The organism is Mangrovibacterium diazotrophicum, assembly GCF_003610535.1.
In the GTDB taxonomy this organism is placed as follows: Bacteria; Bacteroidota; Bacteroidia; order Bacteroidales; family Prolixibacteraceae; genus Mangrovibacterium; species Mangrovibacterium diazotrophicum.
Genome location: NZ_RAPN01000001.1, coordinates 2,801,535 through 2,826,996, shown reverse-complemented (window position 1 = coordinate 2,826,996; position 25,462 = coordinate 2,801,535). Strand labels below are relative to the sequence as shown.

The window sequence follows — 25,462 nt, the reverse complement described above, 5'->3', positions numbered from 1 at the left end:
ATCCTGTCGATGGTCGCAAAATCATTTCAATATTACTGAACGAATGAACGCGATGGCGTCGTTCTTTGTTGTGGGGCTCAACGATTTAATTCGCGTTGAGTGAGAACCACTCGGAGCGATAATTTTAATCATCGACGGATCGTTGTTCAGCTTGGCAGCACTAGCCGACCAGGGGTCGGTTTCGCCGTAGATCAACAGCACATTTCGTGCATCATTTTTCAGGTATTTGTCAACTTGGAGTGAAGTCTCAGGTTGGTATTCAACCGGATGATCCACCGGAAGCATGTAGCGGTTTAAATAGCCTTTGGCGGTTGAAATGGACAGGTATTCTTTGAACGGCTCAGTGTCGTAGCCGTAATAGCCCAACTCGCGCGCAGCCTGGTAAAAAAACGACTGGTATTTTTTTGATCCCTGGATGGTGAAATAACCGGGTTCGCTCACCTTTATGAAATGGGCGAAAAGCTCCTCATCGTTGCTCTTTAAAGGCGGAATTTGCGAGATGTGGTAACCCCACTGCCAAAAGGCGAACGAGTATTCGAGCACCATAAAATCGAGCATTTGGTCGTAGGATAGTTTACTGTCCCAACCTTTTTGTTCGCATAATTCTTTTAAGAGTACCGTCATTGATTCGCGCCGTTTCAAAATTTCAAGCTGGAAGTTTTGTATTGAATCGCGATCAGCCTGCGTGCCAACTGTTTTTAGAAAGACTTCGTGTCGGCCGTCCTCAACGCCAAAATTGAGGGGCGCGACATAGGCCACCGTTAAGGAAACATCGTCGGGAAAAAAAGTTCGGTGCGCCAAGGCTGTTTGTCCGCCTTTGCTGATTCCGGTGTTCAACCATTTTCCTTCAAAATAGGGTTTAAATAGTTCAACAATTCGGTGATCATCGTTGGCGGCATTTTCAACGGTAAGGTATTTCCAAACAATCGAATCCGGGTATGATTCTCCGAAGTAACGATGCTCTATGCAGATCTGGTTCGCTTTCAGAATCTCTGTCAACTCGTTGATGTAAGCGGGGTCGGCAGCATAATCAGCGTCGTATCCTTCCGTTATCAAAACAGTTGGACTTTCCGCTTGCTTGTCGGAAACAAACACGCGCTGAAGAAAAAATCCAGCTGTTGTGTCAGCGTAGTTCAGCGGTTGCCTGACTTTGATTTCGTAGGTGTGTTTGAAACTGTGGTTTCCTGAAATCTCTTCAATTTGTTTGATCTCCGGCCTCTGCTGCATGAATTGTAGCAGATCCTGAGCCGCTATCCGGTTTGCCAGGATGAGCAGCAAAAGCAGGGACAAGATAAGGGGTGCAGATTTCATTTGTCGGTTTTTTTGTCCTGTTAAGATTGCGAAGATGAAGTAACAAATTTTTCGCCAACATAAACCTATTTCGGCTTCGCGGGTTAAAATATACTGACAAAAATCACATCTGGATGAAGAGTGATTCGTTGTCGGCTAAATTTTTAGAAGAATGAAGAATATTTTTTGTCCTATTTCCACCGAACGGATTAATGAGCAGGTACCGCGTGTTACCTCTTTACTGGTGGTCGTATTGGTAATTATTGGTTTTTCGCTGCAGTCGTTGCTTGTATTTGCTTTTCTAGCGGCTGATTTTGCAATTCGCGCTTTCACCAAAATGCGTTTTAGTGCTTTAAGCTGCGTGGCCTACTGGATTACACTGGCATTGAAATTACCTGCGAAACAAATTGATAAAGCACCAAAGATTTTTGCTGCCCGAATGGGATTTCTGATGGTGGCGATTTTGTCGGTTCTATTTGCGTCCGATATGCAAACAGCGTCAAAAATTGTGGCCGGTATTCTGGTTGTTTTCGCCAGTCTGGAATTTGCCATTGCATTTTGTGCCGGTTGTACGATTTACACCTTCCTGGTCTTACCATTTTTTAAGAAATAACAGTCTGCACTCCTGGCAACCGGAGACTTGTTCTGTGGAATTTTTCCGTCGGTAAAGCTCGCCGAACGATCGGTGTTATTAGTCTATCCATCGATTCCTTTTGAGTATTGAAGTTGTTTCCGCTATCCTTGAGTTGAAATCATTAAACAAGGATATGAAGAAGCAATTTATTCAACTTTTCGGACTGGCTCTGCTTTTGAGCTCTTGTTCCGGAAAGACTTACCAGGCATTGATCTGGAAGGAAAAGCCTGTTGCGATCGACGGTCATCAGGATGACTGGAACGAGTTCCTGCGATACTACGACAAGAGCAGCAAGTTGTTCTATGAGCTCGATAACGACGATCAGAACTTGTATTTTGCGGTATCGACGCGCGACGAATCGAGCCAACAGAAAATTATGCAGAAAGGTCTGACTTTGGGAATTGACCTGAAAGCAGGAAAAGATTTTCCAATCCAGGTGACTTTCCCTTATGCAGAGGTGCGCCAAAAAGGTGATCAGCAAAATGAAAGCGGTTCCACGAAGGAAAAGCCTGATTTCAAGGTTGATCAGGGATCTGACCAGGCATCCTCAAAACCTAGTGGAGAAAAAGGATCTGACTCCAAAGGACCTGGGCGTCCGGGCGGCAAACCCGGTGCGAATCAGAAAATTTACGTAAAAGGATTTTTGCCACAAGTGGCCGACTCGGTTCTGGATGTCCACAATCCATACGGAATTGCGTTTTCGATGGAACTGAAAGACAGTACTCTTTTTGTTGAAGGGCGGATTCCTTTGAGCGCATTTTACAAAGATGCCATCACTGCAGCTGATACACTCAAGCCTGTTAATTTCCAAATCCTGCTTAGCGCCCTGGAAAAACCGGGTTCGCAAAGCGGTGGCGGGCAAGGCGATCGGCCTGACGGTCCTCCATCGGGCGGAATGTCTGGTGGATTTGGCGGCGGCCCCGGTGGCGGTGGTCCCGGTGGTGGCCCTGGCGGAATGCCTCCCGGAGGCGGCGGCATGGGAAGGTCAGGTGGTGGCCCCGGTGGTATGGGCGGTAGCCAGAAATCTTCCGGAAACGAATCTCAAAAATCGCTCGACTATGCTAAGAAAGAAATCAGCATGAAGATGCGCTTTAGCCTGGAAGAATAATTCATAGACACATTTCATGAATTCCTGATAAAAGAAAGATGGATTCAAAGCCACTTGAGGCCAAGAATCCATCTTTTATATTTTTCTTCCGTTTTTAGTCCGGACTATCTATCGTTGGACAGTTGAACTGAGTGGTTGCAGATTTCGCTGGCAATCTCTGTCACATTTTTCCCCGAGAAGTTCCCGGATGTCATGATCAGCAGATTGCTTTGCTCCCAGCTTTTCGAGCGCAATTCTTGAAACAACTTGTCGGAATCGGTAAATACCTGCAAACCTTCTGTGGCGAAAGCTTCGGCAACTTGTTCGGCGCTAATCGGCTCCAGCCGTTTGTGTTCGATTGTATGCGGGTCGAAGTAGACAAATGCTTCGTCGGCAGCTTCCATGCAATTCTCGTAGTGTGGCAAAAACTCTTTTTTCAACGAGCTGAAGGTGTGAAGCTCCATCACGGCAACAAGCTTGCGGTCGTCGAACTGCTTTTTAACCGCTCCGGTGGTTGCTTTCAGTTTCGAGGGCGAGTGCGCAAAATCGTAAAATACGGTACAACTATCATTTTCGGCGAGGATTTCCAGTCGGCGTGCGGCGCCTTTAAACGAGCCCATCGCCATGTAGAATTTGTCGTCGCTGATTCCTAGTTTATTGCAGACCAATTTTGCTCCGGCAATGTTTTGCAGGTTGTGGTCGCCAAATACCTGTAATTTGGTTTTGTGGTCACCGTGTGTGAGGTAAGTTACCCCATTTTCAACAACCGACGAGTGTTCCCGGTATTCCTGTGCAGTAACGTCGGTGCGGATGCGCATGGCTATATCCTGCAAATTTTCATCACCTTCAAAATAGAACAGCGAACCGTCTTTTTCAATCAGATCCACGAATTGACGAAACTGGTCTACGTAGTTCTCGAATGTCGGGAATACGTTGATGTGGTCCCAGGCAATGCCGCTCAACAGGGCAATGTTCGGGTGGTACAAGTGAAACTTGGGCCGACGATCGATCGGTGATGATAGGTATTCGTCTCCTTCGAAAACGGCGATATTGCTCTCGTGGCTCAACGAAACCATGGTGTCAAATCCTTCCAGTTTTGCGCCAACCATGTAGTCGAATTCAACCCGGTTGGTTTTCAAAACATGCATAATCATGGAGGTGATCGATGTTTTACCATGCGAGCCACCAATCACTACTCGGATTTTATCTTTTGTTTGCTCGTACAGGTATTCCGGATACGAATAAATTTTGAGGCCCATTTCCTGTGCTCGTAACAATTCAGGGTTGTCCGCTCGGGCGTGCATCCCTAAAATGATCGCATCAATTTCCTGAGTCAGTTTCTCGGGGTACCAGCCAAACTCTGCTGGCAGCAGGCCGTATTGTTGCAGTCTGCCTTTTGACGGCTCAAAAATTTCATCATCACTTCCGGTAACTTCAAACCCTTTTTTATGCAGGGCGATGGCGAGGTTGTGCATCGCACTTCCACCAATGGCAATAAAATGAATGCGCATATGTTTCGTTTTTGCTAACGATTCAAAGATAAACATTCAGTTTAAAATTAGATATTCCGGATGATGCTTCGCGAATGCAGAGTTGACTTTTGCAGCGGAAAAGAAAAGCCGGGCTTGTGAAGTCCGGCTCTCAGGTTGAAGTTGTTTGTTCTCTTACAAAATCAAGATAGTTTCTTTGTTACACCAATTCCGGGTGCTGAGGTAAGCGTGTAAAACGGATCGGCGAAATCGGGGCCACCGTTAAATGGTTCTCTGGTCGGGTCGATGTGCGGATCTAAATCAATAAAACTGAAGCCGCCCAAACCAGCGGCAAAATGTACAGAGGTGCCGAGTCCCAATTTGCTTTCCAGCATGCAGCCAATCATGAGCCCCATGTTGGCACTGCGGGCAATGGCTGCGATATCGAGTGCTTCCACAATTCCGGATTTCATGAGTTTGATGTTGATGAAATCGGCGCAATTAGCTTCGGCAACCGCCATGGCGTCCGCGGCCGTAAAGACGCTTTCGTCGGCAGCAATGGGCACCGATGTGCTATCCTTTACCCGTTTCATTCCTTTTAAGTCGTATTTCACGACCGGTTGTTCAAACAGTTCCGGGCGAACGCCGTTTTCCTCCAACAACTCGAGGAAATGAATGGCATCAGCCGGTTTGTAGCCCTGGTTGGCATCCAGCATAATTTTGCAATCAGGAGCGCCCTCTTTAATCGCCACAACTCGGGCAACATCATCTTTTAAGCTTTTGCCGACTTTGGTTTTGAGTGTTCTGTACCCTTTTGCGGCCAGAAAAGTAGCATTCTTTCTTGCTGTCTTCGGCGAGACAATATCAATGGTGTAATCTGTTTCTATTTTGTTTTCGGCTCCACCCAGGAAACGGTAAAGCGGAATATTCAAGGTTTTGGTGAACGCGTCGATCAGCGCCATTTCAATGGCGCAGCGTGCAGTAACTTGCGCCCAAAATACACTTTTCAGGTGCTTAGAGATCTGGCGGTAATCGGCGGCATCTTTGCCTTTCAAGTATTCTTTGCAGCTTTCCAGCGTCGCTAATGCGGTTCCCTGGTTTTCACCGTTTACGGGTTCCAGTGGTGCTGCTTCGCCGAAACCCTCGATGCCATTTTCAAGCTTCAGGGTGATCAGTACATTTTCAATCTGGTACTTTGCGCCTGTTGCAATGGTGAAGGGTGCGTCCAGTGCAATGTTGAGCGGAGAAATGGTGACATCAATTATTTTAGTTCCTTCCATCGTTCCATATTTTTAAGGTGTTGATCAAGTGGCTTAGTTGCTCTGCGGTGTGTGCAGCCGAGACTGTGATACGCACGATAAACTTCCCGGTTTTAACCGGGTAGTCCACTGCCGGCGCTATAATTTGGTTTTCCATCAAAAAATCGGACAAACGCTTTGCTTCGGCTTGGCTGCTGCAAAAGACCGGGCAAATGGGTGTTTCTGCATCTGAAGTTTCCAGTCCGATTTGCTTCATGCCGATTTTCACATAGCGGATGTTGGATACGAGCTTGCTCTTCAGGTCGACATGCTCGGCGAGGTAGCTTAGTGCAGCCGCCCCGGTTGCTACCAAAGCGGGAGGCAATGAGGTAGAAGCTCCGTAGAAAGCCGACTTCTTGCGGATAGCGCTAATCATCTCTTCCGATCCAGCAACGAAGCCTCCGTAGGCACCCAAAGCTTTACTCATGGTTTCGGACTGGAAGATACGTGGTGAGTTTTCCAAATGATAATATTCCTGTGTTCCACGTCCGTTTTCTCCTAAAACGCCGGTTGCATGAGCGTCGTCAACTAAAATGAGGGCGTCGTATTTTTCTGCCAGTCGGTGTATTTCGTCGAGTGGTGTAATTTCACCGGTCAGGGCAAACAAGCCATCGCTGGCAATCAAGGCTCGTTTACCGGCGTATTTTTTCAGTAGTTCCTCCAGCTGATTCATGTCTAGATGGGCATAGGTGTCGATGGTTTCAACAGCGCGCGGAATTCCGTCGATGATGCTCGAGTGCGCCATGCTGTCCAAAAGCACCACCGAATACTGATCTCTCAGGTATTCCATGATCAGTTTGTTGCCCAGGTAACCGGATGCAAAAACCATGGCTGCTTCTTTTCCCTTGAACTGTGCCAGCTGTTCTTCCAACCCAAGGTGGATATCTGCTGTGCCGGTAGTCTGACGTGAAGCGGCGAAGTTTGTTCCATAGCTGATCAGGGCGGCAATCGCCTTGTTGATCAGTTCTGGCTTATTGGTTAATCCGAGGTAATTGTTACCTGCGAAATAGTTAAAAGATGTATGATCAATTGTCGTGTAATTACCGGTGCCGCTCTCTAATGTGATCATTTGGGTTTATTGCTAAAGATTAATGGCTCTTTTTCAGTTGACTATTCTGTTCTTACGCAGATTGTGAAAATACGTAAGATGTATGACAAATCTATAATAAAGTAGAATGTGTGAATCAGTCTGTGCGAAGAAATTTGCCGGAGTTTAGAATTTCTTTAGAAATCGGGTATAATTCAACAGTGTGTTTTATTGTGACAGTTCGCACTCGATAAAGCCCCAATTCTTAATGTAAAGGCGCAGTGTTGTCCCCGTCACTTTGTACATGGAAATGGACGGAATCAGCTCCTCGAAACGACGGGAAAATGAACTTTCGCAGCACATCTTGGTGCATCCCGGCTGCTCCATAATAATTGTGAGTTCGGTTATGCCGAGGATTTCGCCCTGGCAGGTGTTTTGTTCCAGTTGCAGGTTGTAGGTTTGGTCGTCGTTTATGGAGATGTAAATCGGACTGTTTTCGTCGCGCGCGTAGCTTGAATTTTCTATGGAAACAAAGTCTTTCACTTCCCATGTTTTGAAGACATCGCCCGCCGGCCCCTCAATCTTTTGACAAGCATTTATTGAAATGCTCATTAAAAGAATGGATACTATTTGAAGAGTCAGCCTCATAGTTTGATGTTGGCGCGGTTTTACTTGTGGGTTATAAAAATAGTCGATCGGCACCAAATCAGCAACTTGCTTGGTGAAAGTTTAAGATGTTCCCGGAAAATTCAATTGATTGATGCGGTTAAGCCAAAAAGAAAAAAGCATTCATCGTTCGGCTGCTTCCTGAAATATTGAAAAGGACACTTCGTTAAAAATGGGCTTAGCATGTGTGCGGTCACAATAAGGGGATGGAGATCGGTTAAATAGGGCAGTTCTGTGCAGTTTTAACAAATGGTTAATATTAAAAAAGCGCCCGAAATGTCGCAAAAAAAGGCCTTTTTGTCTTAAATTATGTTTTCTAAATAAATGCTAATCAGTCGGTTGGTTAAGGGGTGTTGGGGGTGAGTTGTGCAAAATAAGTATGCAGAAAGTTTGATATGTAAATGCTTAAAAATCAAACGCTGACTTTTGTTAGTAAGCTGTTAAAAACTTCCAAACGAGGTGGCATGTGTACTTAAAAACCACTAATTTTGGCAACTGATTTTCTTAACAGTTACATTATGGCAGAAAAATATAACAAACTTTTTGAAGAATTTCCTCCTGTCAGTAGCGAAGATTGGAAAGCAAAGATTGTTGCTGACCTGAAAGGCGCTGATTTTGACCGCAAATTGGTCTGGAGGACAAACGAAGGTTTCTCCGTTCAACCGTATTACCGTCAGGAAGACTTGGCTACCGTCGACTACCTGGACACCCTTCCGGGTGAATTTCCATTTGTTCGTGGTAACAAGACCAATGACAACGATTGGTATGTTCGTCAGAACATCGTCGTAAAAGATTTTGCAGAGGCCAACAAGAAAGCACTTGACGTTTTGATGAAAGGTGTGACTTCGTTGGGCTTTGTGTTTAATGAGTGCAACAATGTTACGAAAGACGACATGGCAGTGTTGTTGAAAGACATCTGTTTGGAATCGATCGAAGTGAACTTTGTTGCGAAGTGCTACACTGCAAAAATCGCTGAAGCTTTCGCCGACTATGTTTTGGCTGGCAAATGGGATCCGAAAGAAGTTGTAGCTTCAGTTGCTTGTGACCCATTCGGAAACTACCTGGTTTACGGACGCATGAAAAACGGCGTTGACGGTTCGGTAGAGCAAGTAAAACACCTGATTGAAAAATCAGCGGAGTTACCAAAATACCGGGTAATTGCAGTTAACGCGAAAAACTTCGCTGCTGCAGGTGCATCGGCTGTTCAGGAATTGGCTTTTGCTTTAGCTCAGGGTGCTGGATACCTGACAGCTTTAACTGAAGCTGGCCTCGAAACCAAACAAGTTTCGAAAAACGTGAAGTTCAACTTCAGCGTTAGCGCCAACTACTTCATGGAAATCGCCAAGTTCCGTGCTGCACGTATGTTGTGGGCTCAAATCGTAAAAGCTTACGGGGTATCATGCAACGGTTGCTGCAAAATGAATGCTTATGCTGAAACCGGAACATGGAACAAAACAGTTTACGATCCATACGTGAACATGCTGCGTACCCAAACTGAAGCCATGAGTGCTGCTTTGGGTGGTGTTGACTCAATCGCAGTTCTTCCTTTCAATGCGATTTACGAAGACACAACTGTGTTCTCTGATCGTATTGCCCGCAACCAACAGTTGCTGCTGAAGGAAGAATCACACTTCGATAAAATTGTTGACCCGGGTGCCGGTTCATACTATATTGAAGAGTTGACTGCTTCAATCGCTGAAGAGTCCTGGAAATTATTCCTGACTGTTCAGGAAAAAGGCGGTTTCCTGGCTGCTGCTAAAGAAGGCTTCATTCAAGCTGAAATTAAAGCAATGGCTCAAAAGCGCGAGATGAATATTGCAACTCGTCGCGAAAATGTTTTGGGTACAAACCAGTTCCCGAACTTCACTGAGAAATTGGAAAAAGACCTGGACGAATCCGTTTTCGGTGCAACCGACTTGACTGCTGAAGACGCTGAAATCGAAACCTTGAAACCTTATCGTGGTGCAATGGCTTTCGAAAAATTGCGTGTAGCAACCGACAAATTTGCTAAAGCTGGCAAACGTCCGTTGGCGTTCATGTTGACGATTGGTAACCTGGCTTTCCGCAAGGCCCGTGCACAGTTTGCATGTAACTTCTTTGCTGTTGCCGGTTACGAAGTGAAAGATAATAACGGTTTCGCAACAGTTGAAGAAGGCGTTGCTGCTGCTAAAGCTGCAGGTGCTGAGATTGTTGTAATCTGTAGCTCTGATGAAGAATATGCTGACTTGGCTCCTGCTGCTTCCGATGCTATGAAAGGCGAAGGAATTTTCGTTGTAGCTGGTGCTCCTGCTTGCATGGATGATTTAAAAGCAAAAGGCATTGAAAACTTCATTCACGTGAAGAGCAATGTGCTTGAAGACTTGAAAGCGTACAATGCAAAGTTAGGCATCAAGTAATGAGTCGTGAGTAACGAGTATTGAGTTATTAGACGACCAATTCACTTTAATTCAAAATCAGATATAATGAAACCGAATTTCAAGAATATAGATATAAAGTCTACTACTGCGCAGAAAAAGGCCAGCGAGTGGGCTGCTGAACACAAAATTGAAAAAAACTGGGTCACTCCGGAGCAAATCCCGGTGAAACCGGTTTACACCAAAGAAGATTTGGAAGGCATGGAGCATTTGAATTATGCTTCAGGTTTGCCACCATTCCTTCGCGGACCTTATTCAGCCATGTATCCTTTGCGTCCCTGGACCATCCGTCAGTACGCAGGGTTCTCAACTGCTGAAGAGTCAAACGCATTCTACCGCCGTAACCTGGCTGCCGGTCAGAAAGGTCTTTCTGTCGCTTTCGACTTGGCAACTCACCGTGGTTACGACTCAGACCACCCTCGTGTAGTGGGTGATGTTGGTAAAGCCGGTGTGGCAATCGACTCAATCCTGGATATGAAAATCCTGTTCGACCAGATTCCATTGGATAAAATGTCAGTTTCGATGACAATGAACGGTGGTGTATTGCCGGTAATGGCGTTCTACATCGTTACTGCTTTGGAACAAGGCGCTACTTTGGATCAGTTGGCCGGTACCATCCAAAACGATATTTTGAAAGAGTTCATGGTGCGTAACACCTACATTTATCCACCTGAATTCTCAATGAAAATCATCGCTGATATCTTCGAGTTCACTTCTCAGCATATGCCGAAGTTCAACTCAATTTCTATCTCGGGTTACCACATGCAGGAAGCCGGTGCAACTGCCGACATTGAAATGGCTTACACCCTGGCTGACGGTTTGGATTATATCCGTACAGGTATCAACGCCGGAATCGACATCGACGCTTTCGCACCTCGTTTGTCATTCTTCTGGGCTATTGGTATGAACCACTTCATGGAAATCGCCAAAATGCGTGCCGCACGTATGATCTGGGCGAAATTGGTGAAACAGTTCAACCCGAAAAACCCAAAATCAATGGCTTTGCGTACGCACTCGCAAACGTCAGGTTGGTCGTTGACCGAGCAAGATCCGTTCAACAACGTTGGTCGTACAGCAATCGAAGCGATGGCTGCAGCTTTGGGTCATACGCAATCATTGCACACCAATGCGTTGGATGAAGCGATTGCATTGCCAACCGACTTCTCTGCTCGTATTGCACGTAACACACAGCTGTATATTCAACAAGAAACTGAAATCTGCCGTGGCGTAGACCCATGGGCTGGTTCATACTATGTTGAGGCGTTGACAAAAGATCTTTATACGAAAGCTTGGGCCTTGATCGAAGAAGTTGAAAAACTGGGCGGTATGGCTAAAGCGATCGAAACAGGTGTACCTAAAATGCGTATTGAAGAAGCTGCCGCACGTACTCAGGGACGTATCGACAGTGGAGCTCAAACAATTGTGGGTGTTAACAAATATCGCTTGGAAAAAGAAGATCCGATCGACATTTTGGAAATCGACAACACAGCTGTTCGTTTGTCTCAGATCGAGCGTTTGAAAAAATTGCGTGCTGAGCGTAACGAAGAAGAAGTACAACAAGCATTGGCTGCCATTACAAAATGTGCCGAAACCGGCGAAGGCAACCTGCTTGACCTCTCTGTAAAAGCTGCACAAAAACGTGCTTCATTAGGTGAGATTTCTGACGCCTGCGAAAAAGTTTGCGGACGTTATAAAGCTGTAATCAGAACTATTTCAGGCGTGTATTCATCAGAAAGCAAAAACGATGCTACCTTCCAGGAAGCTCAGGATTTGGCGAAGAAATTCGCTGAGTTGGAAGGCCGTCAACCTCGTATCATGATCGCTAAAATGGGTCAGGACGGACACGACCGTGGTGCTAAAGTAGTAGCAACCGGTTATGCCGACCTTGGTTTCGACGTTGATATGGGACCATTGTTCCAAACTCCGGAAGAAGCTGCCAAACAAGCGGTTGAAAACGATGTTCACGTAATGGGTGTTTCTTCCTTGGCTGCAGGTCACAAAACATTGGTTCCTGCTGTTATCGAAGAACTGAAGAAACTGGGTCGTGAAGACATCATGGTTATAGCCGGTGGTGTAATTCCTGCTCAGGACTACAAATACCTGTACGATGCAGGCGTTGTAGCGATCTTCGGACCTGGTACCAGCGTTGCTGCTGCCGGTAAGAAAATCCTTGAGGTTTTGATTGCTGCGCACGAAGAATAGAACCTTAGTCGCAAGACTTGAGTTTTGAGTAACGAGTAAATCAACTCACCATATCAAAAGGCCATCTCCGTTTCGGGGGTGGCTTTTTTGTTTCGAAGGATGACCATGGTGGTACTTCGTTGTATTTACAGAATTTCTGAGATTTATTGAGGGGGTCACTTTAAGTGAAACCCTCAATCATAATTTTTTTGTTTAGTCGAATTTACTGTAGCATAAAGCGGCTGTAGTCTTCTTCTTTCTTTACTTCTACTAACGGGGCTTCGTTCATGGTTTCTTCCGTAACCTTCAGTCCATTTTTTTCAGAGATTTTTTGTGAGGATCATCCTCTTTGGGCAGGCGACTGGTCAGATTGGGGTGGGTTGATACGTTTTCGGCAACCATTTTCTTGAGCGTAGTTGTTAGTCAATTTAGTGATTCGTTATGATAATCTAATTTTGGTGTTTGGATCAAGAAAGGCAAGTTGTGAAGTCTTATTAATAATATTGAAACCAATAATTATGATCCGGATGAAAGGTTTTGGCACGGTTGACTGCCTGGATCGTCAGCAAATAGTCGTATTTGGGAGAAAAGTAGCCCGTGCGATTTGGTTGTTGTTTCGTGAAGATTAATTACCTTGGATCGTACTCATCTTCAATGAGCGCTGTTTGTACTTCAAAAACCACCCAATGAACACGATCGACGAAGTCATCAGAAAATTAGACCTAATTATTCAGGATGCGGAGACGCATAATGATCCTGCAGGCTACTTTGCAGCCCTGTACCAGAAAGTAACGATTAAAGTGAAAGAGGGTATTGCTAACGGTTATTTCGATGACGGACCGCGCATGGAGCAGCTGGACGTTTTGTTTGCGCAGCGTTACCTCGATGCGTGGAAGGCCTACAAGTTGTGTGATCAGATGTCTGGCTCCTGGAAAAAGGCATTTGAGCAGTCACCCCGCTATTGGCCCATTGTGTTGCAGCATCTGTTGGTTGGAATGAACGCGCATATCAACTACGATTTAGGAATTGTGGCAGCCGAGATCTCGAAAGGGAAGGAGATGGAGGATTTGCGCGAGGATTTTAACCGGATCAACAGCATTCTATCAGAGCTGGTGCATGAAGTTCAGGATAACTTGTCGTCGGTATGGCCGATGCTCAAATATTTATTGAAATTAACCGGCAAGGTGGATGATTACCTGGTTGACTTTAGTATGAAACTAGCTCGCGATGGTGCCTGGAAGTTTGCAGGCGAGTATTTCCGTGTGGAGGAAAGCGGGAAAGCTGCTTTTTTGCTGCAGCGCGACCAACGGATCAGCGAAATCGTCAAAGTAGTGACGAAGCCCGGACTTATTGCTGCTCTAATTTTGGCGATTGTCCGCTTTACCGAACGGGGATCGGTTCGTGATAAAATTCAAAAGTTGAAATTTACGCCGCTATAGAGCACAAAAAAAAATGCGGTTTCTTTCGAATACCGCATTGGATTTCATTTGTTTAAGTCTTTTTATCTGATGTCTACCGGATATTCAAATTGCTTTGATCCGGCAGCAAGCACTACCTGGTATCTTCCGGCTTCGAGCTTTGATAAGTTTAGTCCTTCGTTCACTGAGAATGAATTATCCAATGCTTTGTTGTAAATAAGCTCATTCCCCTCGTAAACTTTAAGCTTCACTTTTTCACCCGGATAATTTAAATAAGCCACGCGCACAATGTGGTCCTCAGTGTTAAATGCAAAAAACGGTTTTTGTGTCATTTGTTTTTCGCCAACATCAACTTGCTCATCTTCAATAGTAAACTGGTGTTCAGTTACCATGTTGTTAGCCGTTACAATCAGATCATAAACACCTGGTTTGTATTCAGAAAAATCATAAACATGCAGGTATTTGGCAGAATCGCCTTCAGTTTCTTTGTAATACACAACCTCACCAGCTTTGTTTTGAATCAAAATTTCAAGGTGTGTATTAGCATCATTTTCGATTTGAAGCATAGCATTCTTTCCGGCCATTGCTTTCATATCTACTTTCGGGTTTTCAGCAGCCGATGTTAGTTTTCCTGACATGATCAGGACTACTAACAGGCTGAAAATTTTCATTGTTGTCTTCATATCCTTCTGTATCTAAATCGTTTCAACTAGAAAATTTGGAAAAGTAATTTTAGAGATTTGCTCTAAATGTTCAGAGCTTTGGGTTCCGTTCGGATTACTTGCGTATTGTGTAATCGAACACTTCGTTTCCGCTAGCCAATACAACTTGGTAGTTTCCGCTTTTCAGTTTAGCCAAGCTCAAACCTTCGTTTACTGCAAATTCAGAGTCAAGTTGTTTTGAGTAAATCAAGTCGTTTCCGTCGTAGATTTTCAGGTCAACTTTTTCTCCTGGGTAGTTCAGGTAAGCTACACGCAATACGTCGTTGTTGAAAGAGAAAACTGGATCAGCAACATATTTCAGGTCACCAACAGAAATTGTTTTTGAACCTACTGCGAAAGTGCGTTCGCTTGTTGCTCCGTCGATAGTAGCGATTACTTTGTACTCACCGTTTTCCAATTTAGAGAAATCGAATACTTTGCGGTAGTCAGTAATGTTTCCTTCAGTTTCTTTGTAGTAGATAACTTCGCCGTAAGCGTTTTCAATACTAATTTCGTATTGGTTTTGTACTTGGCTTGATACTGCTACTACAGCACGTTCTGATGTTAAAGGTAAAATGTCAACGCGAAGGTTGCCACCAGCCATTGCGATGTTTGCCGAGATTACTAAGGCAAAAACTGCGATAAAAGTTCTAATTGTTTTCATTGTTCTAATTTTAAATTGTTAGACATTAACCACAGTACAAATATAGATCACGTTTTAAAACCTGCTGCAAAACACACGTTAAGGCTAAGTTAAAAAAGATGCTATTCAGCAGGTGTTTGCGCCCCTCAGAAATTCACAAATCAACTAATGAATTGAAATAGAGAGCTTAAGGTGTGATTGGTAGGGGGCTTTTTTCCTCAAACTATTTCATGTTAAAATTTTGTGTTTCCAAAATAAAATCGTATCTGTTAACATGTAATTAACACAAAAAGGTCTCTTACTGTAAAAAGCATGACTTTTGTCAGTCGTGTGCGTTACAGAGAATACAAATTTTTCCCTGAAAAGCGAGCGTCGTACCATATTGTCAGTTCTTCGGAGGTGCGTTTTATCGAATTTCTTCAAATAGGGGATTCAATCTCCCAATTTGCCCAGCCCGGGAAATTAAACTGGCATTTTATCTGTTATCCGCAAATGATTGGTTAGTTTTATCGGCTGTTTCCGGTTTCTGATTTTATAAAGAGAGTGTGTTGAAAACGGAGATATATAATAATATATAAGCAGAAGCATTCATGAAGAAATATAATTTCGATGAAGAGGTGTTGCGGGAAGGTACCAATAGTCTGAAGTATGATGCACGGGAACGTGTGTTTGGGAAGGCTGATGTACTTCCACTCTGGGTAGCCGATATGGATTTTAAAACACCCGATTTTATTTTAGATGCCATCAAGAAACGTTTGGAACACGAGGTGCTGGGATACACGTTTCGCCCGGATAGTTATTTTGAGGCGATAGTGGGGTGGATGAAACAACGGCATAACTGGGATATTCAACGCGAATGGGTGTCGTTTAGCCCGGGTGTTGTAGCAGGATTGACATTGGCCATTGAGTCTTATTCAAAAAAGGGTGACGAGGTTGTTGTGCAATCGCCGGTTTATTTCCCGTTCTACGACTCTGTAAAAGGTTCCGGCCGTGTTATTGTTGATAACCCGTTGAAGTTGGTTGACGGCCGCTATACATTCGATTTGGAAGATCTGAAGACTAAGATCACGGAAAAGACAAAGATGCTGCTTCTGTGTAATCCCCAAAACCCGGGAGGAATGGTCTGGACCAGGGAAGAGTTGGTTGCGCTGACTGACATCTGCATGGAGCATGACATACTGATTGTTTCGGATGAAATTCACTCGGATTTGGTTTTTGAGGGTTACAAGCATACACCACTTCCAACAATTTCGGAGGAAGTAGCATACAATTGTGTGGTGTGCATGGCGCCCAGTAAAACCTTTAACGTGGCAGGCTTAACAACTTCGTTCCTCATTATCCCGAATAAGCGCCTGTTGGCGCGCTACGAACGTACCTTGAACTTGCCCCACCTGCATATGGGAAATATATTCGGAACCATTGCGCTCGAAGCCGCTTTTACGAAAGGGGAGGACTGGCGCAAACAGCTGGTGAATTACCTCGAAGCTAACTTCAATTTTATGGTGGATTATTTTGAGGAGCATTTGCCTGAAGTGAAACCAATGAAGCTGGAGGCAACTTATTTGGCCTGGATTGACTTTTCGGCTTTCGGTTTGACTGACGAAGAGTTGAATAAAACCATGCTCGAAGCTGGTGTTGGGCTGAATAAAGGCGTGCAGTTCGGAAAAAACGGAAGCGGTTATATGCGGATCAATCTGGGATGTACCCGGGCAATGCTGGAAGAAGCTTTGCTGCGAATCGTTAATGTGCTGAAAAGTTAGACACCTTTATATATTATATACTAAAAGAAAACCCGGTAGATTGCTCTTCCGGGTTTTTTTATTGTTCGAGTCGTATCAGGCTACAGGTTCTGCCAGTACAACTATTTTGTCGTCTTTCGATTCGAGTACGCCACCACCAACTTCAACAAATGTTGTTTGGCCGCTGGTGTCGATAATCTTAATCTGCCCTTTTTCCAGAATTGAAATAATCGGGGCGTGTCTTGTCAGGATTTCAAAGCTCCCTTTTGCGCCGGGTGCTTTCACCAACTTGACTTCGCCGCTGAATATTTTCTTTTCCGGAGTGATTATTTCGAGAAACATAGATGCAGTTTTTAGGATTAAACGGCTGCTTCAGCCAGCATTTTTTCACCTTTCGCAATTGCTTCTTCAATAGTACCGACCAGGTTGAAGGCTGACTCCGGATATTGGTCTACTTCACCATTCATAATCATGTTGAAACCTTTGATGGTGTCTTCAATCGATACCAGTTTTCCTTCCAGTCCGGTGAATTGCTCGGCAACGAAGAATGGCTGAGACAAGAAGCGTTGCACACGACGAGCGCGGTGAACAACCAATTTGTCCTCTTCCGACAATTCGTCCATACCCAGGATGGCGATAATGTCCTGTAATTCTTTATAGCGTTGCAGAATCTCTTTTACGTTTTGTGCACACTCGTAGTGCTCTTTTCCGACAACTTCTTCGCTCAAAATACGAGAAGTTGAATCCAGCGGGTCAACCGCAGGGTAGATACCCAACTCGGAAATTTTACGGCTCAATACGGTTGTGGCATCCAGGTGGGCAAAGGTTGTTGCCGGAGCCGGGTCAGTCAAGTCATCCGCAGGTACGTAAACTGCCTGCACTGATGTAATTGATCCGTTTTTAGTTGACGTAATGCGTTCCTGCATTACCCCCATTTCGGTAGCCAGCGTTGGTTGGTAACCTACGGCTGATGGCATACGGCCCAAAAGTGCCGACACCTCGGAACCAGCCTGGGTGAAACGAAATACGTTGTCAACGAAGAACAGGATGTCTTTTCCAGAGCCCGGAGTTCCGTCGCCGTCACGCAATGATTCGGCAATAGTCAAACCCGAAAGGGCTACACGAGCACGTGCGCCGGGAGGTTCGTTCATCTGTCCGAATACCAGGGCCAGTTTCGATTTTTTCAGGCTTTCTTCGCTCACCTTGTCCAGGTCCCAGCTGCCTTTTTCCATCGATTCCTTGAACTCTTTACCGTAGTCGACAATGTCGGCTTCGATCATCTCGCGAAGCAAGTCGTTTCCTTCACGGGTACGTTCTCCAACACCGGCGAATACAGAAAGTCCGCTGTGTGCTAATGCAATATTGTTAATCAATTCCTGAATCAATACTGTTTTTCCTACACCGGCACCACCGAACAGACCGATTTTACCCCCTTTTGCATAAGGCTCAATCAAGTCAATTACTTTAATCCCGGTGTACAGTACTTCTGTTTCAGTTGTTAAGTCTTCGTATTTTGGTGGTTTGTTGTGGATGTGCAAACCGTCTTTCGGCAGTTGTTTCAAGCCATCAACGGCATCGCCGGTAACATTGAGCAAACGTCCCAGTGCTTTTTCCCCCTGCGGCATGGTGATTGGTCTTCCGGATGAAATTACTTCCATTCCGCGTTTCAATCCATCTGTCGAGTCCATCGAAATTGCACGTACCGTGTTTTCGCCGATATGTTGCTGACATTCTACCACCAGATTGGTTGTGCCCGGACGGACAATCTCAAGCGCATCATAAATGTTTGGGAGCTCTGTGCCCTCCCGGTCGAAACTGATATCGACCACAGGCCCAATTACCTGAACGATTTTTCCAGTATTTTGACTCATGTTATTTAGTTTATTCCTGTGTCGGCGGAAATTACAAAAACCACCTTAAATGGACAAGTTTATTATCGGTTTAAATGTTTGTATTCTAATTCTTCACAACTAACGAACAAGTATTTTTAATGTTCACGTTCCATGATGGATTTTGCCAGTAGTTGAAGAATTGTTTTCTTGTTTTCGTCGATCCCGATTTGTTCCAGCGAGATCAAGGCTTTATTGTAATAATCGTTTATGGCTTTTTCGCAAATTTCCTTCACCCCGGTTTCTTGATAAATTGCCTTCACAGCTGCTATTTTCTCCTGTTCGTCGAAGGAGTCCTGTTGCAGCCAATCGGTCAATTTCGGCTTCAGTTTTTCGCTTGCCAGTTCCATGGCGTTGATCAGCAGGAATGTCTTTTTATTGGCAACGATGTCGCCGCCAATCCGTTTGCCGAATTTGTCCTGATCGGCATAGCAATCCAGCAAATCATCCTGCAGTTGGAAGGCCAGTCCTAAATTGATGCCAAATTGGTAGATGTTCTCAGCATCTGAATTGCTGGCGTTCGCAGAGAGGGCTCCCATTTTGAAACTGCAGGCCAATAATACTGCTGTTTTCAGTCGGATCATTTCCAGGTATTCTTCAACCGTAACATCCAGACGATTCTCGAAATCCATATCATACTGCTGCCCTTCACATACCTCGATGGCTGTTTCGGTAAACAGGCTGATGATCTCGTTCAGTCTTGCTGCTTTTGTTTTTAGCAGGTAACGGTAGGCCATTATCGACATGGCGTCTCCGGATAGGATGGCGATGTTCTCACTGTATTTTTTATGAACTGAAGGCTTGTTGCGGCGCATGTCGGCATTGTCCATGATGTCGTCGTGCAGGAGCGTGAAGTTGTGAAAAATCTCCACCGCCAGTGCAGCGTTCATGGCATCTTCCGGGTTTCCGCCAAACAGCTCGTTTGCCAGCAAAACCATAACAGGGCGAAGGCGCTTGCCGCCCATGTTCAACGTATATTCAATGGGTTGGTATAAATTAACCGGACCTGTTTCACCAATGTTCTTGGCTTCGGTTGAAAGATGGTCGATTAATTGTGTTTGAAGTGCTTTTAGACGATCCGTTGTTTCGTTCATCGTAATGTCGCCTTATTAGTTTTGTGTTTTATTTTCTTCTTCTCCTTTTTCTTCTTCCGAATCGTGATGCTCAATTTCCAGCTCTTCCAGTTCAATGTCTTCTTCTTCGTTATAAATTTGCAACATTGGCTCGCGGAATGAACGAGTTGTTGTCAGTCTTTCTAATCCAATCAACAAACTCGGTAGTAAAATGAGGTTTGAAGTAATGGCAACCAAAAGCGTCAGCGATACCAAAACGCCCAGTGCAGCCGTTCCGCCGAATTGCGAGATACTGTAAACGCCAAAGCCGAAGAACAACACTACGAAGGTGTACATCATGGAAACGCCGGTTTCGCTCAGTGCAATCCGCACCGACTTCTGAATGTCCCAGCCGGTGAGCGACAGTTCCTGCCGGTATTTGGCGAGGAAGTGTATCGTGTTGTCCACCGAAATACCGAAAGCGATACTGAACACGAGGATCGTAGAGGCCTTGATCGGGATGCCGGTGAAGCCCATGATTGCGGCTGTGAAAATCAGCGGGAGGATGTTTGGCAAGAGCGACATTACAACCATGCGCCACGAGTAGAACATGACGGCCATGAAAGCTGAAATCAGGAAGACAGCAAGTGCCAAACTTGAAAATAAGTTTTCGACCAGGTATTTTGTTCCTTTGAAGAAGGTAATACTCGAGCCGGTAACTGTAACCTTATAACTGTCGGCCGGGAAAATCGAATCGACTTCCATTTGAAAGTCGTTGTAAAGGTGCTCCATGCGTTTCGTACCAACGTCCTTCATCCGGATGCTGACACGCGTAATTTGCTGGGTACTGTCGATGAATGAATGCAGTGCACCGATTCCCTGGTTGCCTTCGCCGGCCGAGTTTTTCGCATAGGCCATAATGAAGTTCTTTTCCTGGTTGCCCGGAACACTGTAATATTTTTCGTTGCCGTTGTAGAAGGCCTGTTTGGCAAATTTCAGAATGTTCAGCAGCGATAATGATGATGATAATTCCGGGTATTCTTCCAGGCGTTTCTCCAAACGATCGACCAGTTTGAAGGTTTGTAAGCTCATGGCGCCATTCGGTTTCTTCGAATCAATGATGATTTCCAAAGGCATAATCCCATCAATGTGGTTCTCGAAGAATTTCAAGTCCTGATAAATCACGTCGCTTTCGGGAATGTCATCAACCATGTAGCCAGAGCTTTTAATCATGGTGATACCGTAGATTCCCAGAAGTAGCACAACAAATGCTGAAGCGTAAACCCATTTAATATGATGGTAGGTAACTTCAACCAGCTTGTCGATGATCCGACGGATGGTTTTGTTGTCCAGGTGTTGGATATGTCTTTCTTTCGGAGGCGCCAGGAAGCTGAAAATAGTCGGGATCATTAAAATAGAAAGCAGGAACAATCCCATAATATTTAACGACGCCACCAAGCCGAACTGGCGGAGAATATCACTGTTGGTGATGATGAACGTTGCAAAACCGGAAGCAGTTGTCAGGTTGGTCAGGAATGTAGCATTCCCGATTTTGATGATAACCCGCTGAAGCGACTTGATCTTGTTTCCGTGCGATCGGAATTCGTAGTGATACTTGTTGAGCATGTAGATGCTGTTCGGTATCCCGATAACGATCAGCAATGATGGGATCATTCCGGTAAGCAGGGTGATTTTGTAGCCTAAAAGACTCATGGTCCCCATCGCCCAAATAACGCCTGTGAGCACAATGACGACCGGAAAAAGTACCGCTTTAAATGATCTGAAGAACAGGAACAGTGTGATGATACAAAGTCCCATTGCCAGCGCGCTGAAAAGGTAGATTTCCTTTTTGATCCGGATCGAGTTGATTACCCGGATGTAAGGCAGTCCCGAATAGTGGGTAACAAGTCCTGTTTTTTCCGAGAACTGGTCGCATCGTTCCTTAATTGCTAAAACGAGCTGTTCTCGGGCCTTCGAGTGCATCTTGTCTTTATTGACAGTGATCCCCAATATGTATGCGCCGGTTTTCGGATTGTAGAGCAGTCCTTTATAAAAAGGCAGCGAATGGAAATTCTGAGCTAAACTGTCGAGTTCAACCTGTGACGTGATTTCTTTCGGGAATATCGGTGAAACCACGAACTTCTTGTCCTTGGTGTCTTTTTCAAGGTTGTAAGCACTTGAGGCCGAGATGATATCGTCTACTCCATCAATTGCTTTTAAATCCCGGTTCAGATCCTGCCAGTCGCGAAAGTGGCTGATTTTGAAAAAATCGGGATCTTCAACACCGACTACGATTAGATTTCCTTCTTCGCCAAAAAGGTCGCGAAACCGCTGATAATCTACGTATGCGCTGTCTTTTTTAGGAAGGAGTTGTGAATACTCGTACGACATTTCTACTTGCTTCGCTTGGAAAGCCATGAAAATGGTAATCAAGGCAAGTATAACAAGTACGGCGATTCTATTTCTTAGGATAATTCTTGAGAGCCAAACCCACATAATGAAATTCTTCAAAAAAGTGAAGTGCGAAAGTAGTCATTAATATTTGGAAACGAAAGCATGCCGAAGGATGCTTTTTTATTCTTTCACCTAATTTAGCATAGCTTAAATTGAATGTATATCAGATCTTAATATCTCTCAATTTTCAGGTCGGAAGCCTTTTCGTTGTCCCGGTTGGTCAGGAAGTTTGCGCGATTGAATTTAACTTTTTGGTTGTTCGAATCGTATTTTTTAGTACAACCAAAAGTCAAGATGGCCATGAAAAAGTACTATTATCTTGTTGCCACACCAGAATCCTTGATCGTATCACATCTAGCTCCGGTGGATTTTGGGAATTACCTGTCGGTAGGGACAAAAAAGCAGACCCGGGGACAAGCTATCTTTCTGGAGATTGATCCGGATAAAACGACTTTGCATCAGGACTACATCAATTTAAAGATGAAACCCTACGAAGACGGCGAGCCGAAGCGTTCGGTTTACTTGTCTATTTATCGTGTGTTTGAAAAGACACCATTGAAAGCGCTCCGCAGTTTGTACCTGGTAACTGACGACGGACGCGTTTTGGAGATTGAACCGCACGATTATGTCGAGAACAAACCGGATCCGGTGCATCTGTACCAGCAGCTGGTGCCCATCACAACGCGGGTTGCGAGTAAGTTGGGCCCGATAGATTTTATTCGGATGCTGACTGATCCGAACCAGCCGGTATCGGCGCCCAAGGTGTTTATGTGCGATTTGTTGTTGAATGAGCTGGTCAAAGATCCGTACGCACCGATTCACAATCTGCCGTATCCGAACCCGGATCATTTGCGCGATTGCCTCATCCGGTTGAAAGAATCGCCCGGGCGACAAACCAAGACTGTGCTCCGTTATTTGAAGGGCGACATATCTTACCGGACGATCAAAACCGGTTTTTATGTCGGCGATCAGCACAATTACCTGTTCTATCCGTTCCCGTCGATCAGTGATTTGGAAGGCAAGTATTATTTGTGGTGGAGATCGGCTTTAACGCGGCATTTTTAGAACATCGGTTTAATCTTCTCGTTGTCTGAAGGATAGCGTGGATTGGGCGTTTGAGCTTTCTGACGTGGCTGAAGAATTATTCATTTTTTGTGCATTTTTTTTTCGAAAAAGTTTTTTGTTTTCAAAAATGCTCCTATTTTTGCATCGCTTTTGAAACACAAAGCGCCTGTAAAAACAGGAGAATATTCCCTAGTAGCTCAGTTGGTTAGAGCGGCGGACTGTTAATCCGTAGGTCGTAGGTTCAAGTCCTACCTGGGGAGCTCGAAAGACCGATCAGAAATGACCGGTCTTTTTTTATTCCCGTAATTCTCATCCGTCTTTATTCAGGAATCATTCAGAAAAAGTCCTTGTATTGGTTTTCAACTATTCACTTGAAATATCTATTTATTTGACAATTATTTTCGAGAGATAATAGACCCCGTCTATTTCAGCTGTTAGAAAATAGAAGCCCGGTTTGTAACTACTTAGATCAATTTGGTTGTTTCGATCCAGTAGTTTTAGTTTTGTTCCGTTCACATTGGTAAGCCAAAGGTTGACAGGCTCCTTGTTGTTTGGCCACCTTACCGTCAGGATACCGTCAGTCGGATTAGGGTAAATCTCCAAATCTTGATAGACACGATAGGAGAAAACACCAGAAACGGGATCTGTTCCTCCGCCGCCATAAATCCCCAGGTCTCCCCGAACGGTACCACGCGCCGGAAATTTAGCCAATTGTGAGTTTTCCGTTAAGGCTGGGTCATTGTATTTTAACGAGTCAATAGCAGCGTCAACCGCGGGACTGATTGGATCAAGAAGATAGGGGTAATTCGGGTCGTCGATAAATAGCGGATCGCTGTAAAAGTTCCCCTCCCCGTTGCTTAGCCATTCTGTGTCAATAATAGAATTATTTATGGTGATGTAGTTTACAACCTCTGATGGCGAAAAAAGAGAGGAAATGGATTTTTGATTGTCGAAAAAAATACTGTTGACTATTCTGACAGTCCCCCAGGCTATGTCAGACATAAACGTATACAGTGCAATATGATTCCCCGTAAATACTGAGTTATTGATTTGTATATTCAAACCCACTACACCCGTGCTGTCCATGCCTGCCACAACGATGTGGTCAAGAAATAGCTTTGCATTTAATGTTCTCAACCCATCCGCAGTTTGATCTGTATTGTACAGCTGCACATGGCTGAGTGTTATTTCCGGCACATCCCAAAAAGAAGTGCTGAAGCTGAAGATGGCCTCGTTTTGCTGAGCATTGATACTTAGGTTTGCTATCGACATTCCTGTATTCAAATTCTCAGAGTTAATAGCGATCCCATTGCTTGTACAAGAAATGATCGAATTTTGAGGGCCGTTTCCGATCAAGGAAACACGATCGCGCAGTTGGACACCACACTCAAGTAAATAAGTGCCATCCAATAAACGGATGCTTTTGTCCTTACTTAGAGCGTAGTCTTCATCAATAATATTCAGGGCGAAGGGCAACGATTTTAGAGGGCTGATTTCAGTTCCGGTATTACCGTCGTCTCCCGATTCGGACACAAAAAGCGAATCGCCATGGAAAATGAAAATGGTATCGCTCAAAGCATATTCCTGATCATTGTTATCTACTGCTGATATGGCATATCGGTGCAGTTCTGACCCAGGATCTACCGGTACTTTGGTATTGGTCGTAAACCAGGAGTTGGTATTGTCGGTAATCCGATAGCCTTTTGTATCCGAATTGTTTTTCGGCATATTCCATTCAAGCGTATCATCGTGATAGGTAAACTGAGTCGGAACTGTTTCATCAGTTATCGATCTGATTGCGAATTTTTGCTCACAATAGAAGCTGATGTCTCCGCTAATACTAATTTGAAAAGTGTCGATTGAAGCAGTTGATTTCGTATTCAATAATTCCAGATCAAACAGTACGTTGTCCGCTGTAACCTGGCCCGAAACTGAAGCACTCCAATAGCCGTCACCATTCTCGGAGTTAGGGCTTAAAGTAGCAATAGCATTATTGAGTCCATCGAACTCAATCACTTTGTTGGTAAATTCCCAACCTGAGGGAAGAACGATTTCAAGCAGTGCGTTTTGGGGGCCTGTCGTACCCATTAAGTCGAAGTTAACGTGTACGGTCAGACTATCACCCAGAAGAGCAGTTGCAGGGTATTTTATTGATTTAAATACCGGACAACCATAAACGAACAGAGCAATAAAAAGAATAATAATGAATTTCGAAACTTGAGTAAATGTTTTCATTTGGCTGAAATTAAATGCGTTCATAATTAAACTTCGGCATTCAATTTTAAGGCTAGTTCTTAGTCGTAGAATTGATAATGAGTGTCGCATTTGAGATTAGTTTTCATGCTGAAACGAACGCATGGATCTCAAGCGTCAGATCTTTGGTTTTTTTTGATGTTGTTCGGTTAAACACATTTTGCGGGAGAAAGATCAGCTAA

The 25,462-nt window shown here is 44.6% G+C and carries 19 protein-coding genes and 1 tRNA gene; 8 read left to right on the top strand and 12 right to left on the bottom strand.

The window, feature by feature from the left end:
* Positions 1-21: 21 nt before the first annotated feature.
* Positions 22-1,311, bottom strand: a complete 1,290-nt coding sequence (locus tag BC643_RS11160) for a S28 family serine protease (RefSeq protein ID WP_120273161.1) — start codon at positions 1,309-1,311, stop codon at positions 22-24.
* Between the two features lie 151 nt (positions 1,312-1,462).
* Between BC643_RS11160 and BC643_RS11155 the strand changes: the two genes are divergently transcribed.
* The gene (locus BC643_RS11155) at positions 1,463-1,903 is read left to right on the top strand and encodes a DUF4395 domain-containing protein (protein ID WP_120273160.1); all 441 of its coding nucleotides are present in this window, start codon (positions 1,463-1,465) and stop codon (positions 1,901-1,903) included.
* 154 nt (positions 1,904-2,057) lie between these two features.
* Positions 2,058-3,032, top strand: coding sequence for a hypothetical protein (locus tag BC643_RS23520; RefSeq protein ID WP_211338038.1), 975 nt, complete (start codon positions 2,058-2,060; stop codon positions 3,030-3,032).
* 104 nt (positions 3,033-3,136) lie between these two features.
* Here the strand turns inward: BC643_RS23520 and BC643_RS11135 are convergent, their stop codons facing one another.
* The 4 genes from BC643_RS11135 to BC643_RS11120 form a co-directional block, all read right to left on the bottom strand.
* Positions 3,137-4,522, bottom strand: coding sequence for a UDP-N-acetylmuramate--L-alanine ligase (locus BC643_RS11135; protein WP_120274244.1), 1,386 nt, complete (start codon positions 4,520-4,522; stop codon positions 3,137-3,139).
* Between the two features lie 161 nt (positions 4,523-4,683).
* Complete coding sequence (locus tag BC643_RS11130) at positions 4,684-5,760, bottom strand: dipeptide epimerase (protein WP_120273157.1); 1,077 nt, start codon at positions 5,758-5,760, stop codon at positions 4,684-4,686.
* Complete coding sequence (locus tag BC643_RS11125) at positions 5,747-6,847, bottom strand: aminotransferase class I/II-fold pyridoxal phosphate-dependent enzyme (RefSeq protein WP_120273156.1); 1,101 nt, start codon at positions 6,845-6,847, stop codon at positions 5,747-5,749. The genes BC643_RS11130 and BC643_RS11125 overlap by 14 nt, the downstream gene beginning before the upstream one ends.
* 186 nt (positions 6,848-7,033) lie before the next feature.
* On the bottom strand, positions 7,034-7,417 hold the full coding sequence (locus tag BC643_RS11120) for an META domain-containing protein (RefSeq protein WP_120273155.1): 384 nt from the start codon (positions 7,415-7,417) through the stop codon (positions 7,034-7,036).
* A 572-nt stretch (positions 7,418-7,989) separates the two neighbouring features.
* On the opposite strand from BC643_RS11120, the gene mutA reads away from it, so the two are divergent.
* From mutA to BC643_RS11105, 3 genes are all read left to right on the top strand, one after another.
* Positions 7,990-9,867 carry a methylmalonyl-CoA mutase small subunit gene (gene mutA, locus BC643_RS11115; RefSeq protein WP_120273154.1) on the top strand — a complete coding sequence of 626 codons (1,878 nt, stop codon included), beginning with the start codon at positions 7,990-7,992 and terminating at the stop codon, positions 9,865-9,867.
* Between the two features lie 66 nt (positions 9,868-9,933).
* Complete coding sequence (gene scpA / locus BC643_RS11110) at positions 9,934-12,087, top strand: methylmalonyl-CoA mutase (protein ID WP_120273153.1); 2,154 nt, start codon at positions 9,934-9,936, stop codon at positions 12,085-12,087.
* Between the two features lie 665 nt (positions 12,088-12,752).
* Positions 12,753-13,505: a DUF5995 family protein gene (locus BC643_RS11105; protein WP_120273152.1), complete on the top strand. Its 753-nt coding sequence runs from the start codon at positions 12,753-12,755 to the stop codon at positions 13,503-13,505.
* A gap of 62 nt (positions 13,506-13,567) precedes the next feature.
* Here BC643_RS11105 and BC643_RS11100 read toward each other — a convergent pair whose 3' ends face one another.
* Together BC643_RS11100 and BC643_RS11095 are read right to left on the bottom strand one after the other, a co-directional pair.
* On the bottom strand, positions 13,568-14,167 hold the full coding sequence (locus BC643_RS11100) for a hypothetical protein (protein WP_120273151.1): 600 nt from the start codon (positions 14,165-14,167) through the stop codon (positions 13,568-13,570).
* Positions 14,168-14,261: 94 nt separating this feature from the next.
* Positions 14,262-14,849 carry a hypothetical protein gene (locus BC643_RS11095; protein ID WP_120273150.1) on the bottom strand — a complete coding sequence of 196 codons (588 nt, stop codon included), beginning with the start codon at positions 14,847-14,849 and terminating at the stop codon, positions 14,262-14,264.
* 569 nt (positions 14,850-15,418) lie between these two features.
* On the opposite strand from BC643_RS11095, the gene BC643_RS11090 reads away from it, so the two are divergent.
* Positions 15,419-16,588 (top strand): MalY/PatB family protein, encoded by a 1,170-nt coding sequence (locus tag BC643_RS11090; protein WP_120273149.1) that lies wholly within the window; start codon positions 15,419-15,421, stop codon positions 16,586-16,588.
* 75 nt (positions 16,589-16,663) lie between these two features.
* Here BC643_RS11090 and atpC read toward each other — a convergent pair whose 3' ends face one another.
* The 4 genes from atpC to BC643_RS11070 form a co-directional block, all read right to left on the bottom strand.
* A complete protein-coding gene (gene atpC / locus BC643_RS11085; RefSeq protein WP_120273148.1) occupies positions 16,664-16,909 on the bottom strand; it encodes an ATP synthase F1 subunit epsilon in 246 nt (81 codons plus the stop codon).
* A 17-nt stretch (positions 16,910-16,926) separates the two neighbouring features.
* Entirely contained in the window at positions 16,927-18,438 is a 1,512-nt protein-coding gene (gene atpD, locus BC643_RS11080; RefSeq protein WP_120273147.1) for a F0F1 ATP synthase subunit beta, read from the bottom strand.
* A 116-nt stretch (positions 18,439-18,554) separates the two neighbouring features.
* Positions 18,555-19,550, bottom strand: a complete 996-nt coding sequence (locus BC643_RS11075; protein ID WP_120273146.1) for a polyprenyl synthetase family protein — start codon at positions 19,548-19,550, stop codon at positions 18,555-18,557.
* Between the two features lie 15 nt (positions 19,551-19,565).
* Positions 19,566-21,926: an efflux RND transporter permease subunit gene (locus BC643_RS11070; protein ID WP_245994919.1), complete on the bottom strand. Its 2,361-nt coding sequence runs from the start codon at positions 21,924-21,926 to the stop codon at positions 19,566-19,568.
* A 336-nt stretch (positions 21,927-22,262) separates the two neighbouring features.
* Here BC643_RS11070 and BC643_RS11065 point away from each other — a divergent pair, with 336 nt between their 5' ends.
* Both BC643_RS11065 and BC643_RS11060 read left to right on the top strand, forming a co-directional pair.
* Positions 22,263-23,027 carry a hypothetical protein gene (locus BC643_RS11065; protein ID WP_120273144.1) on the top strand — a complete coding sequence of 255 codons (765 nt, stop codon included), beginning with the start codon at positions 22,263-22,265 and terminating at the stop codon, positions 23,025-23,027.
* Positions 23,028-23,213: 186 nt separating this feature from the next.
* A tRNA-Asn gene (locus BC643_RS11060) sits at positions 23,214-23,287 on the top strand.
* A gap of 124 nt (positions 23,288-23,411) precedes the next feature.
* Here BC643_RS11060 and BC643_RS11055 read toward each other — a convergent pair.
* Positions 23,412-25,262 (bottom strand): T9SS type A sorting domain-containing protein, encoded by a 1,851-nt coding sequence (locus BC643_RS11055; RefSeq protein ID WP_170154528.1) that lies wholly within the window; start codon positions 25,260-25,262, stop codon positions 23,412-23,414.
* Between the last annotated feature and the right edge of the window lie 200 nt (positions 25,263-25,462).